Annotated in this window: 14 protein-coding genes; 7 read left to right on the top strand and 7 right to left on the bottom strand. The window is 55.4% G+C overall.

The features are described 5' to 3' along the window. Positions 1-198: 198 nt before the first annotated feature. Positions 199-555 carry a gamma-glutamylcyclotransferase family protein gene (locus NI000_RS28900; RefSeq protein WP_253414863.1) on the bottom strand — a complete coding sequence of 119 codons (357 nt, stop codon included), beginning with the start codon at positions 553-555 and terminating at the stop codon, positions 199-201. A 742-nt stretch (positions 556-1,297) separates the two neighbouring features. Here NI000_RS28900 and NI000_RS28895 point away from each other — a divergent pair. Continuing rightward, complete coding sequence (locus NI000_RS28895) at positions 1,298-2,629, top strand: hemolysin family protein (protein WP_253414818.1); 1,332 nt, start codon at positions 1,298-1,300, stop codon at positions 2,627-2,629. A 58-nt stretch (positions 2,630-2,687) separates the two neighbouring features. Here the strand turns inward: NI000_RS28895 and NI000_RS28890 are convergent, their stop codons facing one another. Beyond that, complete coding sequence (locus tag NI000_RS28890; protein ID WP_253414817.1) at positions 2,688-3,302, bottom strand: HD-GYP domain-containing protein; 615 nt, start codon at positions 3,300-3,302, stop codon at positions 2,688-2,690. A 126-nt stretch (positions 3,303-3,428) separates the two neighbouring features. Here NI000_RS28890 and NI000_RS28885 point away from each other — a divergent pair, with 126 nt between their 5' ends. After that, positions 3,429-4,376 carry a tyrosine-type recombinase/integrase gene (locus NI000_RS28885; protein ID WP_253414816.1) on the top strand — a complete coding sequence of 316 codons (948 nt, stop codon included), beginning with the start codon at positions 3,429-3,431 and terminating at the stop codon, positions 4,374-4,376. A 333-nt stretch (positions 4,377-4,709) separates the two neighbouring features. After that, positions 4,710-5,987, top strand: a complete 1,278-nt coding sequence (locus NI000_RS28880; protein ID WP_253414815.1) for an NAD(P)/FAD-dependent oxidoreductase — start codon at positions 4,710-4,712, stop codon at positions 5,985-5,987. Positions 5,988-6,332: 345 nt separating this feature from the next. On the opposite strand, the gene NI000_RS28875 is transcribed toward NI000_RS28880, so the two are convergent. Next, the gene (locus tag NI000_RS28875; protein WP_253414814.1) at positions 6,333-7,202 is read right to left on the bottom strand and encodes a cation diffusion facilitator family transporter; all 870 of its coding nucleotides are present in this window, start codon (positions 7,200-7,202) and stop codon (positions 6,333-6,335) included. Positions 7,203-7,458: 256 nt separating this feature from the next. Next, on the bottom strand, positions 7,459-7,884 hold the full coding sequence (locus tag NI000_RS28870) for a hypothetical protein (RefSeq protein ID WP_253414813.1): 426 nt from the start codon (positions 7,882-7,884) through the stop codon (positions 7,459-7,461). Between the two features lie 170 nt (positions 7,885-8,054). On the opposite strand from NI000_RS28870, the gene NI000_RS28865 reads away from it, so the two are divergent. Then, a complete protein-coding gene (locus NI000_RS28865) occupies positions 8,055-8,390 on the top strand; it encodes a hypothetical protein (RefSeq protein WP_253414812.1) in 336 nt (111 codons plus the stop codon). Positions 8,391-8,482: 92 nt separating this feature from the next. Here the strand turns inward: NI000_RS28865 and NI000_RS28860 are convergent, their stop codons facing one another. Continuing rightward, positions 8,483-8,974 (bottom strand): NUDIX hydrolase, encoded by a 492-nt coding sequence (locus NI000_RS28860; protein WP_253414811.1) that lies wholly within the window; start codon positions 8,972-8,974, stop codon positions 8,483-8,485. Between the two features lie 250 nt (positions 8,975-9,224). Here NI000_RS28860 and NI000_RS28855 point away from each other — a divergent pair, with 250 nt between their 5' ends. From NI000_RS28855 to NI000_RS28845, 3 genes are all read left to right on the top strand, one after another. Beyond that, positions 9,225-10,181: an aldolase catalytic domain-containing protein gene (locus tag NI000_RS28855; protein ID WP_253414810.1), complete on the top strand. Its 957-nt coding sequence runs from the start codon at positions 9,225-9,227 to the stop codon at positions 10,179-10,181. A 124-nt stretch (positions 10,182-10,305) separates the two neighbouring features. Then, positions 10,306-10,848 (top strand): MOSC domain-containing protein, encoded by a 543-nt coding sequence (locus NI000_RS28850; RefSeq protein WP_253414809.1) that lies wholly within the window; start codon positions 10,306-10,308, stop codon positions 10,846-10,848. Between the two features lie 54 nt (positions 10,849-10,902). Next, a complete protein-coding gene (locus NI000_RS28845; RefSeq protein ID WP_253414862.1) occupies positions 10,903-11,727 on the top strand; it encodes an SPL family radical SAM protein in 825 nt (274 codons plus the stop codon). 80 nt (positions 11,728-11,807) lie between these two features. On the opposite strand, the gene NI000_RS28840 is transcribed toward NI000_RS28845, so the two are convergent. After that, positions 11,808-12,701 carry a sugar phosphate isomerase/epimerase family protein gene (locus tag NI000_RS28840; RefSeq protein WP_253414808.1) on the bottom strand — a complete coding sequence of 298 codons (894 nt, stop codon included), beginning with the start codon at positions 12,699-12,701 and terminating at the stop codon, positions 11,808-11,810. Next, positions 12,667-13,659 carry a Gfo/Idh/MocA family protein gene (locus tag NI000_RS28835; RefSeq protein ID WP_253414807.1) on the bottom strand — a complete coding sequence of 331 codons (993 nt, stop codon included), beginning with the start codon at positions 13,657-13,659 and terminating at the stop codon, positions 12,667-12,669. Before NI000_RS28835 ends, NI000_RS28840 begins: the two co-directional genes overlap by 35 nt. Between the last annotated feature and the right edge of the window lie 20 nt (positions 13,660-13,679).

The raw sequence follows: 13,679 nt of genomic DNA, 5'->3' as shown, positions 1-13,679 counted from the left end.
CTGTAAATTTATGAATTGAATATTACGCTTGTCGGAAGCAACTGTAAAGAACGGTGGGAATGGCTCTGGAGCGAAATAGGGGAAGTTCAGGCACATAAGAGCGCTTTCTCAGATATGGTTCTTTTCCAATCTCTACAAATCTCACTATTTCTTCGTTTTTCATAAATCGTGATCTTTTTCTCAGCACTCCGTTCCCGGCTACAGCCAGATTCCGCTCTCAATCCGCGCCAAGCCATGGCCGGAGGCGTACATATAAGCAAACGCCTCGTAGGTTACCGCTCCTACAAACACTTGAACAGACTTCAGCTCGAAGCGGTACGGCGGGTTCAACCGGTTAAAGTTCGATGCCAATTCCCGAACGGTTTCAAACGCGATATCTCCCATCGCCAGCAGCTTGCCGCTGACCTTGTCTTCCCCGGAGGTTAACGCGGGAAAACCGAGTCCGGTATCGTACAGAACGCCTCTCACCCAAGCCTCGTCGCTCAGCAGCTGAGAATGCCTGGAAATAAACGGGTTGTCTTTGTGATTCAAGGAAACGACGCCATACACGAACACATTCAATTCCGCAACCTCTTTTCTCTGGAATGCCGTTTGAGCTTAACTATAGGGGAAAACTGTTAGAAATGTGTTAGGGGCGGAAATTTTTTCCGGAATCGACGGCTGCGCGGCAAACAAAAAAGGCTCCGTCAGCGGATCTGTCCCTGACCGAGCCTTCTTTGGCCGTTTAAAAACACCGGTTACCCTTCCTTACCCCAAAGCAAATCCAATTTCTGTACATGATGCTGCGCATACTAAAACAATGAAAGCCCTGCCTCTCTTCCATCCTTGCGGCTCCGAAGACCGCGCCAGTGTGAATCAGTGTTACAACAATTCCTAATCATGGGAGTTCCTTGAATGAACGATTAAACATGTGCGGAAATAACGCTGCTTTCTCGAGGAAAATCTTCCGTGTAGGGGTTGTATGAGGGTTTAAGTATATTCTTGCGAATATCGAATAAATTTACCATAGCTCGTCCCGGATGTCAACCTGTCAATTCGTTTGAATCTAAAAATTAACCGAGTTTTCGTCATTTTCGCACGAAAATGAACAAATTCGCGGCAAATGGGGGGATTTTCGTTAATACCTCTCGATTCGGAGTCCGCACACCCCGTGCATACCCCGGAGTGCCCTGCTCGCCGTTTGAGCGCCGATAGGCGTTCCGAGTATAATGGATTATAAGCAATCTTTATTTTTGTCTATTATTTGAACGCTTAAGGGAGGTGTACCTATCCACCTCACGCAGGGGATAGGGAATATTTGAGTAGTGACCCGTTACCTTTATTGTTTAACGCGGTTCTCATTATCGTCTTGGTGCTGCTGAACGGCTTTTTTGTCGCCGCGGAGTTCGCCATGGTCAAAGTAAGAAACAGCCGCATTGATACGCTCGCCCAAAGCGGCAATGTGAGCGCGCGGTTCGCGCAAAAAATTACGGGCAACCTGAACGCTTATTTATCCGCCTGCCAGCTCGGCATTACGCTTGCGTCGCTGGGACTCGGCTGGGTCGGTGAACCGGCTATCGCCGCTTTTCTCGAACCGATCCTTAAAGATTGGCTCGGCTTAAACCCCGTCGTCATTCATACGATCTCCTTCTTAGTAGCTTTCTCGCTTATTACCGCGCTGCATATTACGCTCGGGGAGCAGTTCCCGAAGACGTACGCGATCCGCCAGTCGGAGAACGTGACGCTTTGGTCCGCGCTGCCGGTGATCATTTTCTACAAGCTGATGTACCCGTTCATCTGGATGCTGAATGGCGCGTCGAACTGGATGCTGAAGCGTGCAGGCATTGAGCCGGCCACAGAGCACGAATCGGCCCATACGGAAGAGGAAATCCGCGTCTTAGTGAAAGAAAGCCATAAAAGCGGCTTCATCGACAATACGGAGCTTACGCTTTTTGACAATATATTCGAGTTTACCGAAACGAACGCGCGCGAAATCATGATCCCGCGGACGGAAATGGCCTGCTTGTATGCCAATCTGCCGTTCGAGGACAACATGGAAATCGCGCATCGCGAAATGCGCACCCGTTATCCGATATGCGATCCGGATAAAGACAACATTATCGGCTTCGTGCATATCAAGGACTTGATGAAATCGAACGGTGCGCTGATCGAACTTCGCTCCATCGTGCGTCCGATCGCCAAAGTGCCGGATTCGATGCCAATTAGCAGGCTGCTGAAGCTGATGCAGTGGAAAAAAGTGCAGATTGCCCTGCTCATCGACGAATACGGCGGAACTTCGGGCATGGTGACGCTGGAGGATATTCTGGAAGAAATCGTCGGCGAAATCCAAGACGAGTTCGACCCGGATGAGCGGGCTCGGGTGGAGAAGAAAGACGAGTTCAACTACTCCATCGACGGTCTGATGTTAATTGACGAAGTGAACGATCAATTCGGTCTGGAAATCGAGTCCGAGGACTACGATACCATCGGCGGGTGGATGTATTCGCAAGTGGAGCTTCCGCCCAAGCATGGACAGAGCGTCGTCTACCAGAACGAATTCGAGTTCGTTATCGAGGAAACGGACGACCTGCGAATCGCAAGGCTCGCTGTCCGCAAGCTGCAATCGGATTCGCAAACGCAGTCGGCATAAGGCATAATAAATGGATCATTTGAACGCAAAAGAGAGGCCCATTTGTGGACCTCTCTTTTTATGTTGAAGATGGGACGATAGAATTGACGCCTCCGCGTCTCGCGTAAGAGTGGTGAAGCATCTCTTCCGGCAGTTGCAGAAACAATTCGACGTACTGCTTATCGAACTGCGTGCCGCTGTGCCGGAGCAGCTCTTCCTTTGCTTCCTCCAGCGACATTCCTGATCGGTAGGGCCGGTCGGAAAGCATGCTGTCGAAGGAATCGATGATGGTGCAGATCCGGGCGAACGCCGGAATGTCCACTCCGCTTAAGCCGTACGGATAGCCCGTTCCGTTCCATCGCTCGTGGTGAAATTCGACGATGTCGATAATCACCCGCTCTTCCGGCGCATGAATTTTCAATATATCCGCACCCAGCACCGGATGCTGCTTCATCATCTTCCATTCTCTTTCCGTCAGCGACGTATCCTTTTTTAGAATCGAGTCCGGCATGTAGATTTTCCCGATGTCGTGCAAGCAGCATCCGATCACCAATTGCCGGGTCTGCGCAAGATTCAGGCGCATCACCAGCGCCATGCTCTTCGCAAGCTTCCCCACCCGCAGACTATGCTCATAGGTATCGACGTCCTTTTCCATTAACCGAACCAACTCTTGAGTGACTAAACGATCCCGCACGCGTTACCCCTCCTCAGCCCATGTATCGCGCCCCGCCGAAATCCTTCAAGCCCCTCCTTTCCCTAGTCAGGCGTGGTACAATAGAGTTCGTACAATTTGTGTTGTTCGAAAAAGAAAGGAGACCCTATGCAAACCCTGCTCGCTCAAATCCATCTTCCCGAACAATGGAAACCAACCGAAAAATACACGGACGAACAAATCGTCAACATGTTTCTGACGACTTGCTCCCGATCCCCGTATACGATGAGAAATTACCGCAACGCGATCGCCAAATTCCGCCGCTTTATCGGCGATAAATCCTTACAGGACGTGACCTGGCGGGAAATCGAGGTCTATAAAATCGGCCTGCTGGAAGGGCTGTTAAACCGCACGAACAAGCCCCAAGCTCCGGCGACGGTGGCCATAAATATCGCGCCTCTGCGCTCGCTTTACAAGTGGGGCAGCGACCCGAACATCGGCATGTTCAAGCATAACCCGACCACCTGCATCCGCATTCCCAAAATCCCCGTGAACAGCAAAAATCATTATTTGACGAAGGCCGAAGTGCTTCGTTTGTTCGAGCAGTTAAAGCAGCAAGGGCTGCGCGATTACGTCATCGGAGTGACGCTGGTGCTGCTCGGCATCCGGGTATCGGAGCTGGTTTCGATCCAATGGAACCATTTTCACACCGACCCCGAAGGCGCTTCTATGTGGCTTACGATTCATGGCAAAGGCGATAAAGAACGTGAAGTCAAGGTGCCGCATATGCTGTGGACGCTGCTTCAAGCTTATGATGCAACAAGGCCAGGGCCGTCCGGGCAGGAGGACAAGCTGTTCCCTCTATCCGTCCGCATTGTCGAGAAAATTATTAAGAAAGCCCGCGAGCAATGCGGTATGGAGAAGAAGGCGACCCCTCACTGGCTCCGCCATACGAACGCGACTCTCGCCCTCCTGCGCGGCGCTTCCTTGCAGCAGGTACAGGAATCGCTCGGGCATACGCACATCAACACCACGCAGCGCTATCTCCATACGGTCCAGCAAATTAAAAAAGCGGCCCCCGACTATGTCGAAGACTGCTTCAAAGATAGTTTATAGGCATTTCATCCTATGTTTTTCCATTATTCTCTTGTTTCATTGGTTAATATTGACTATAATACAAAAAAGAAATATTTGTAGAAATAGTATGAATTTCATAAATAAATGTCGAACAACACAAATTGTACGAACCCCATTGTAACGTATCGCCTTTGAAAAAGCACCCCATTTTCCACCGTCCGTCGTTGCCTTCGAACGGCCGCAACCGCTTGCGGCCCGCTCTTTGTTCTTTCGTGTGTCAGCCGTCTTCCGCAGCCATTTTGGGATCGTTTCGTTTTGGGCTATAATACTAGCAAAGACGCTTCATGAGCAGGAACAGAATGGAGAATTGATATGAAGTACGATGTTATCGTCATCGGCGGCGGACCCTCCGGCTTGATGGCCTGTATTGCAGCCAGCAGGCAGGGCGCCCGCGTCGTGCTGGTCGATAAAGGCGACAAGCTCGGACGCAAGCTCGGCATTTCCGGCGGAGGCCGGTGCAACGTCACGAACGCGAAAGAAATCGACGAGATTATTAAGCATATTCCGGGTAACGGACGGTTTTTGCACAGTGCGTTCGCCCATTTCGGCAATCGCGAAATCATCGCTTTTTTCGAAAATCTCGGCATCCGGCTGAAGGAAGAGGACAACGGGAGGATGTTTCCCGTGACGGACAAAGCCAAGACCGTCGTCGACGCGCTCGTCGGCCAAGTCCGCAAGCAAGGTGTGGACATTAAGGTAAACCGCGCGGTGGAGCGGGTGCTTTATCAAGACGGACGCACCGCAGGCATTCGTCTTCGGACGGGCGAGACAATCGCCGGAAAATGCGTCATCATCGCCAGCGGAGGCAAATCGGTGCCGTATACCGGTTCGACCGGCGACGGCTACGCTTGGGCTGAGGACGCGGGGCATACGATCACGCCGCTGTTTCCCACCGAGGTTCCGCTGACGTCCGGCGAGCCTTTTATCAAGAGCCGTGAGCTCCAGGGCTTGTCGCTGCGGAACGTGGAGCTTACGGTTTGGAACGCCAAGGGGAAGAAAATCATTTCTCATCAGGGCGACATGCTGTTTACTCATTTTGGCCTATCCGGCCCGATCACGCTGCGGTGCAGTCAATTCGTCGTGAAGGAGCGGCAAAAAACGGCGGAGCAGCAGGTGCTGACCACCATTGATCTCCATCCCGACAAAAGCGCTCAGGAGATCTATGACGAAACGATGGCTTTAGCTAAAAGCGAGCCGAAAAAAGCGGCAAAAAACGTGCTGAAAGGGTATGTCTCCGAACGCCTCGTCCCGCTTCTGCTCCGGCAAGCCGGATTAGACGAGCAAACGACGTACGATAATATTCCGAAGCAGCCGTGGATGGAATTAAGCAAACGGATCAAGGCATTTCCCGTGCAGGTGAACGGGACGCTATCGATTGAGGAAGCCTTCGTCACCGGCGGCGGGGTGAATTTGAAGGAGCTCGATCCGCGGACGATGGGGTCGAAGCTTATGGAAGGGCTGTTCTTTTGCGGCGAGATTCTCGACATCCATGGGTATACCGGAGGCTACAACATCACGGCGGCCTTCGCCACAGGCTTTACGGCAGGGACGTTTGCCGCACAGGCCGCGCAAGGGTCGTTCGAAGCGTAGAAGCCCGGTCGCTTTTCCCGAAACACAAGAAAGAGGGTGGCCCGCAGGCCATCCTCTTTCGGTTTATGATGAGCGGCTAGTCGAAGGGTTACAGCTCGGTCAGCGCTTGAACCACCAAGTAAGGCAGCATCCCGATAGCGATAAGACCGAACAGAAACCCTTTTACGATGGACTTTAAAGCATTGATCATGATGTTTTCCTCCCTACTCTCTTTTTATCTGTGTCTAATCTGTGAATTACTTTCATTGTAATTTTCAATTGTTACAAATTTATGACGCCAACCTGAAACGAACATAAAATAAACAAAAAACGGGGGTCCCTTTCGTTAAAAAGGAACTCCCGTTTCTATTCGACATAAGGCTCGATATGAACGTGCACGTTTCCGATCTGATGCTCCTCCAGCATCCGCTTCTCGATCTCGTCGCTGATTTCGTGACTTTCGCCGACGGATAGCTCGGCGCTGACTTCCACCACGACATCCAGCAGCACGCTGCTGCCATGCACCCGGGCCCGAATGTCCTTGATCCGCTCTACGCCGGGCGTCTGGTGCACCGTCTGCCGGAACACCTTCAGCTTCTTATCGTCGAACCCGTCGGTGAGCGCATGGGCGGCATCGATGAATACGTCCCAAGCCGTCTTGCAAATGACCAAGCCGACGGCGAGCGCCGCGGCCGCATCCAGGATCGGATAGCCGAAACGCGACCCGATAATGCCTACGGCTGCCCCGATGCTCACGAGCGCATCCGACCGGTTATCGTAGGCCGCCGCTTTCAATGACTGGCTGTTTAGCCGTTTCGCCAAACGGCTGTTATATGTGTATACCCCCCACATGACGACCGCGCACCCGAGGGCAATCCATGCGGCCAGCAAATCCGGAGCCTGACGGTCTGTTATGAAAAAGCTCTTGCACGCCTGCAGCACGACTTGAATCCCGGCGGCAGCCATAATGAACGACGCGACGAGCGAGGCAATCGTCTCGGCCCGTCTGTGCCCGTAAGGGTGGTCCCGATCCGGCGGCTTGCGCGAGATGCGCAGCCCGATCAGCACGGCGAGCGAAACGATGATATCGGTCGAGTTATTGATTCCGTCGGCGGTGAGCGCCTCGGAGTCGGTCGTATACCCCATGCCGATCTTAAAAGCGGCAAGCAGGATATACGCGACGATGCTGACCCACGCGCCCTTTTCGCCTTCTTTTAACGGATCATGCGTTTCCACGGCGGTTCCCCTCCATTGCTCTTGCCAAAATCACCTTGATTGAAGTCAGGCTCATCATATCAGACGAAAACCGTGTGGGTCTAGAGAAACAGTGTTTTACCCGCCAATAAAAATAGGTCCCGTGCAACTTTGTTTTACCGGTCAAAGGATGTGAGGAACGGCCAACAAAAAAGGACCGGACCAAAAAAAGAAACAGCGGCCCGTGTCTCGCCGGTAACCGCTGTCCGGACGCGGCGACGAAGCCGCCGCTTGCTGCTTAAAAACGCAGGCCGGCATCGAAGCCGTTATAGTTGTCGCCCGAGGGATCGAACGGCACGTCTTCGTCATTATATGCGCCGCTGGATCGGTTGACATAATCCGATGCGGACACGGCCGGTTCGCTTTCGGTCCAATCGTCGTTCACGAAATGCGCCGGAATCGGGATCAGGCTGTCTGGGTCGTAAGCCATGGCGAAAGCGGCGGTTTCACTCAGCGAGCCTTCCGCTTCGATCAAACGTCCCCCATAGGCCTGGACAATTTCGAGCGCGGACGTCAGATCGTGCCGGTCTACGATGACATGCAGAGTCGGCTGCTTCAGGTTCGTATGCGGACTCACGCGGTACCCGAGCTCCTCCAGCATATCCTGGGCCAAAGCGGCCGCATTCTGAGAATCGAATTGAAACAAAATCGGTGTGCTGCTCATAAGGTTCCTCCGGTTATCGGTAATAGGTTCACGTTTGGCTCTAGTTTGCCCCGATAAAGGATGCTTATTCCAAGCGCAGCACATACTCCCTCACCGTCAGGCATAGGATGATAGCGAAACCGCTCCCTTATCCGGCTTCGCCAAATTCTGATCCGAAAGAGGTGTACGCCATGTACAACGGACCGCCAGAAAGCCCCGAGCCGGAGGATGTTCGTTCAAACCAATGGATTGCCGCCGCGGCGTATTTGTTATTTTTCGTGCCGCTGCTTGCCGCTCCGAAGTCGAGGTTTGCCATGTACCACGCCAATCAGGGGCTGGTGCTGCTCTTGACCTCGATCGCCGCCAATCTGGTGCTCGGGCTGCTGCCGCTGATCGGGCTGCTGCTCGTGCCGCTGGCCAATCTCGGCCTGCTCGTCCTATTCATTATGGGCATTCTGAACGCCGTGAACGGGTGGATGAAGCCGCTGCCGCTCATCGGCGGCCTGAGCTTGATCAGGACGCCTTAGCGCGCGGGCACGCCAAAAAGACGTTCCGTATCCTTCTTTTGGAGTAAGGAAGCGGAACGTCTTTACTTTTGTCAAAAATCGGCGCGGCATTGTTAGCGCACGACCTCTTGCAGCGGCCGCCGTTCGACGGTCAGCAGCTTTCCCTCGCGGAAAAAGCAGCGGTGCTCCGCACAAGGCTCTCCGGCCAACATCGCCGGAAGAAAATGCCGGACATGCTGCACCACGCCGTAGTTTTCCGGGTCGATCACCCATTCGACCGGCTTCCACGCCAGGATGCCCTCGGGCGTCTCCATCGGCAAATCCGGCAGCGTATCATTCGGAGCCTCTCCGATAAAAGCGTACATCCCCCCGACATCCCGGCCGTCCACCTCCCACGTCACGGTCCCGCCGAAGCGCACCGCCTCCTCTTCGAGCCGGAGCCCGGTCTCCTCTTCGATTTCCCGTATGACGCTCGCCAGCGGCGTTTCACCCGGCTCCAGCTTTCCGCCGACCCCGTTCCACAGTCCGAGCAGCGGCGCTTTCCCACGGTTCAGCATGAGCAAACGATCGCCGCTGCGAATAAAAGCGATATTGTATTTCAGCATGTCTCACCCTCCTGTCCCGCAAAATCCGCAAGTCTATCTCCATTATAATGCAAGTTTCCACAAAAGCCCGGAAAATCCTGCAACTTTTGCTTATTTTCGGCGAATATGAGATTGCCAACAGTACGGGGAATTTGTTATCATTGACAAGTGGCGAGCCATATGTAATATTAATTATAAAAACGTATGCTTTACTGCTTAAAAGCTTAAAAGCCGCGAAGCGTTCGCCTATTTTGGAGAGGAGTCAATCATTATGGTCAGGGAAAACCACAATATTTTGGACTGCACCATCCGCGACGGCGGTTTGGTCAACAACTGGGATTTTAGCGTCGAGTTTGTCAAAGACATGTATTACGGTCTGAGCGAAGCCGGCGTCGAATATATGGAGATCGGCTATAAAAACTCGGCTAAGCTGCTGAAAGGCGCTGAAGCGGGTCCTTGGCGCTTTTTGAACGAGGATTTCCTGAAGGAAGTCATCCCGCAAAAGACCGACACCAAGCTGTCTGCGTTGGTCGACATCGGACGCGTTGACGAGAAGGACATTCTCCCCCGGGAAAACAGTCTGCTCGACCTGATCCGCGTAGCGACCTACATTAAGGATGTGGATAAAGCGCTCGATCTGGTGCAAAAATTCCACGACTACGGCTATGAAACGACGATCAACATTATGGCGCTTTCCCACGTGATGGAGAACGATCTGAACGAAGCGTTTGAAGAAATTGCCAAGAGTCCGGTCGATGTCGTGTACATCGTCGATTCGTACGGCAGCATGGATTACCGGGACGTCGAATATCTCGTCTCCAAATTCCAGCGTCTTCTGCCTAATAAGAAGCTCGGCCTGCATATGCACAACAACATGCAGCTCGCCTTCTCCAATACGATTATGGGCGCCACCAAAGGCGTCGAGTTCCTTGACACATCCGTATACGGCATGGGACGAGCTGCCGGCAACTGCCCGACGGAGCTGATCGTCAGCCATTTGAAAAATCCGAAGTACGACGTTCGTCCGATTCTCGGCATCATTGAGAAGCATATGATCACCATGCGCGAGAAGTGGGAGTGGGGCTACATTATTCCTTACATGATCGCCGGCGTATTGAACGATCATCCGCGTTCGGCCATGGCGGTCCGCACCAGTGACAAAAAGGACAACTTCGTGGAATTCTACGACAAAATGACATCCCCCGAAGCGATGCCAGCCGGCGAGTAATTCGGCTGCCGCTTGCGGTTCACACAGCAAAACCCGGTTTCCCTTGGCGGAAGCCGGGTTTCTTGTCTGTTCGCACGCCATTCTGGTAAGCTTAACCATGTACGGAAAGGGGAAATACGCTATTATGAAAACTTTTGAAGCCCGGGTCAAGGCCGTGATGGCCGCCCGCGATCCGCATACGTTCGTCACCGTGCGGGAAAGCTCCGTCACCGTGGATCTTGCCGGCATTCCCGGCGACCGGCATTACGGACTCACGCGGCCTGCCGACAGCCGGCAGCGGTTTTATCCGCGCGGCACCGATATTGCCAACCGGAGACAGATCAGCATCGTCTCCGTCGAGGAATTAGCTCAAATCGCCGATCGGCTAGGACTGCCCGAAGTGCGCCCCGAGTGGCTCGGCGCCAATCTGCTGTTGGAGGGATATCCATCCCTCACGCTGCTGCCACAGGGCGCACGCCTGCTGTTCCCTGCCGGAACGGGCTTGATCGGCGAAGGCGAGAACCTGCCCTGCACGGGGCCGGGCGAAGTGATCGCCGAAGCGACAGGCTATTCTGCGGCAGCTACCCGCTTCACGGCTGCCGCCAAGAAGCGGCGCGGCATCGTCTGCTCCGTCGAGCGCATAGGCACCATCGCAGAGGGCGATATCGTGCGGATTATGATCGAGTAACCGGGGCAGAACCTGGTCGATTTCACATTTTACAAGCGAAGCGAGGTGCGGAAGGTGCTTCCGACCGTTACGTTCAAATCCCCCAAGCAGTTGCTTAATCCAGCCACCGGTTACTTGACGGGCTATACGCATACGCTTAATCCTTATTCCGGCTGCGCCTTCGCCTGCACCTACTGCTACGTGCGCGAAATGCCGGTGGCGAAGTTTCGCCCGGAGCCCTGGGGAAGCTGGGTCGACGTAAAATCGTCGGCTGCTGAGCTGCTCGCCAAAGAACTTGTCCGGGCGAAGCGCAAGGGCCCTGTCTCCATCTTTATGTCTTCCAGCACGGACCCGTACCAGCCGGTCGAATACCGGACCGGGCTGACCCGTTCGCTGCTCGAAACGATGGCAGAAGGAGACGCGCCCGACTTTGTGCTGCTGCAAACGCGCAGCCCGCTCGTCACCCGGGATATCGATCTGCTCCAGCGGCTTGGAACGCGCGTGCGCGTCAGCCTCACGATTGAGACGGACCTGGAGCCGATCCGCAAGGCGTTCTCGCCCGCAGCGCCCCCGATCCCCGCCCGGCTGCGGGCGCTGCGCAAACTTGTCGAGGCGGGCGTGCCCGCGCAAGCGGCCGTCTCGCCCGTGCTGCCGAGCAGCGACAGCTTCGCGCAGGCGCTGCGGGATACCGGCGTGACGCGGCTCGTCGTCGACGACTTCTTCATGGGCGACGGCAGCCTTGGACGGCGCACGGAGCGCCTCGGCATCCGGCGCATTTACGAGTCGCTCGGTCTGGAGGCATGGTATGACCGGGATGCCTACCGGCAAGTACTGGAGCAGCTGAAGCGGCATTTTTCGGAAGAGCGGATTTTGGTCAGTCAGGCGGGCTTTTTGCCGTAAGAAGCACGAGTCCATTATGGAAGCGTGCAGAAATAGGGAGGCATCGATAACCCGATGCCTCCTTTTTGTAATGCGTGCTATCATCTCCGCTGCTCCGCAGCCGTTCGAATGCTCTCCATTAAGCGGATCAAGCTGTCCATGCACTCCCGCGACGCTTCTTCTCCGCCTTCCGAGAAGGCGCTGCCGGAAGGCCGCTTGAGCTGCTCCTCCGTAAGTTGCGAGCGCAAGCGGTAATGCGTCTCGACGACCAGATAGCCGTTGTAGCCGTCCGCCAGCAGGCGCTGCAGCAGCGCCCGGTAATCCACCTCGCCCTCCCCGATCGCAACGCCTTGCACGCCGTCCGCCGTCCGTACGGCATCCTTCAAATGAATATGGCAGATCTGCCCGTGCAAATGCTCGTAGCCGTCCGGATAAGGCACTTCACCGTCCGGGTCCCATAAGTCGTTCCCCGGATCGTACAGCGCCCGAAGGTGCGGGGAGGCCACAGCATCCAGCAGCCGACGTACTTTGGCGCCGTTCGTCGCATAGACGGCGGGGTCGAATTCGAGCGCGTAGACAAGCCCTGCCACTTCCATTATCCCGGCAATTCCTCGCAGCCGCTCCGCGATACGCGGGAGCGCTTCATCGAACGGGCCGTGCGCCCAGAAGCTGAAGCCCCGGACATAACGGCAGCCGAAGCGGCGGGCCAGTTCCGCATATCGTTTCAGAATGCCGATATGCTCTTCGATTTGCGCCTCGTCGTCCAGTTCGCATTTGAACACCGGCGAAGACAAGCCGCATACGGTCAGGCCCGCCTCCTGCAGCCGTGCTGCAAGCGCGTCGATCCGCTCGTCCGATAGCTTGTAGAGCGGCTGATCGTCGACGGAGCGCAGCTCGACGGCTTCCAGCTTATAGTCGCGGCAAAAGCGGATCACCGCCTCCATATCCTGCGACACCTCGTCAGTCAGCACAGCCAACTGAAACGGCCATGTCATGATGGACTCCCCCCTTCCCGGGCAGCGGCCGCCTGACCGAATGCCGGTGAAACGCCGAGTGTACCGGTTGTCCCGTGACGCGGCTTTCGTTGGCGGCTTCCATGAAGCGGACGACCTCCAGCGTCTCGCGCAGATCGACCGCCGGACGGCCGCCGGCAAACCAGCCGACGATGCTTTCGAGCAGCAGCGCATAGTACGGCTTGTCAGACGCGTAGACGTCAGCGTACAACGTCTGCTTCTCGCGGTGCACCCATGCGCCGAACCTCCGGTTGCCCCGGCGGTTCCCGCGGATCGTGCCAATACGGCCGTCCGCCCAGGTGCCGACGATGAGATCGTGGACATCGTTCGTATGCGCCTGTACCCGGATGCAGCCGGTCCCCATGGCGGCATACAGCATGTCGGCCGTATGCACGCCATACCAGAACAGCCCCGGCTGTGTCGGCTGCAGGTCCATCGGACCGTAGCAGTCCGCGCCGATGATGGCGCCGCCCTCCTCCGAAGCGACCGCCTCCGTCAACGTTTGCGCGAAGCGGACGGCGGAGCAGCTCATGACCTCGACGCCGTGCTGCTCGGCAACGCGCGCGATTTCTTCGGCATCCCGCGAGCTAACCGCTAACGGCTTGTCGATAAACACGGGCTTGCCGTAAGGCGCAATGCGGCGAAACTGCTCCAGGTGCACCCGCCCGTCCACGGATTCGAGCAGAATTGCGTCACAGCGTTCCGCGACCAATTCCGGCGTATCCACGATATCCACGCCGTGTTTGCTCCGCAGCGTCTCCGTGAAGCCTTCCACCCGGCCAGCGCTCAGCTCGAAATCGGGCGAGCCGCCCGGAAACGCCACCGTTACCCGGGCTCCGGGGACGTGATGCTGATGATTCGGGTCGTTCAGCAATTCCGTAAAATCGACGGCATGCGACGTATCCAAGCCGATCATGCCAATGCGAAGTACAGAGTTCATTTGCAGATGCCTCCTGTTCT

The organism is Paenibacillus tyrphae (genome assembly GCF_024158745.1).
Classification (GTDB): domain Bacteria; phylum Bacillota; class Bacilli; order Paenibacillales; family NBRC-103111; genus Paenibacillus_G; species Paenibacillus_G tyrfis_A.
This window is presented reverse-complemented; position numbering and strand designations above follow the sequence as displayed.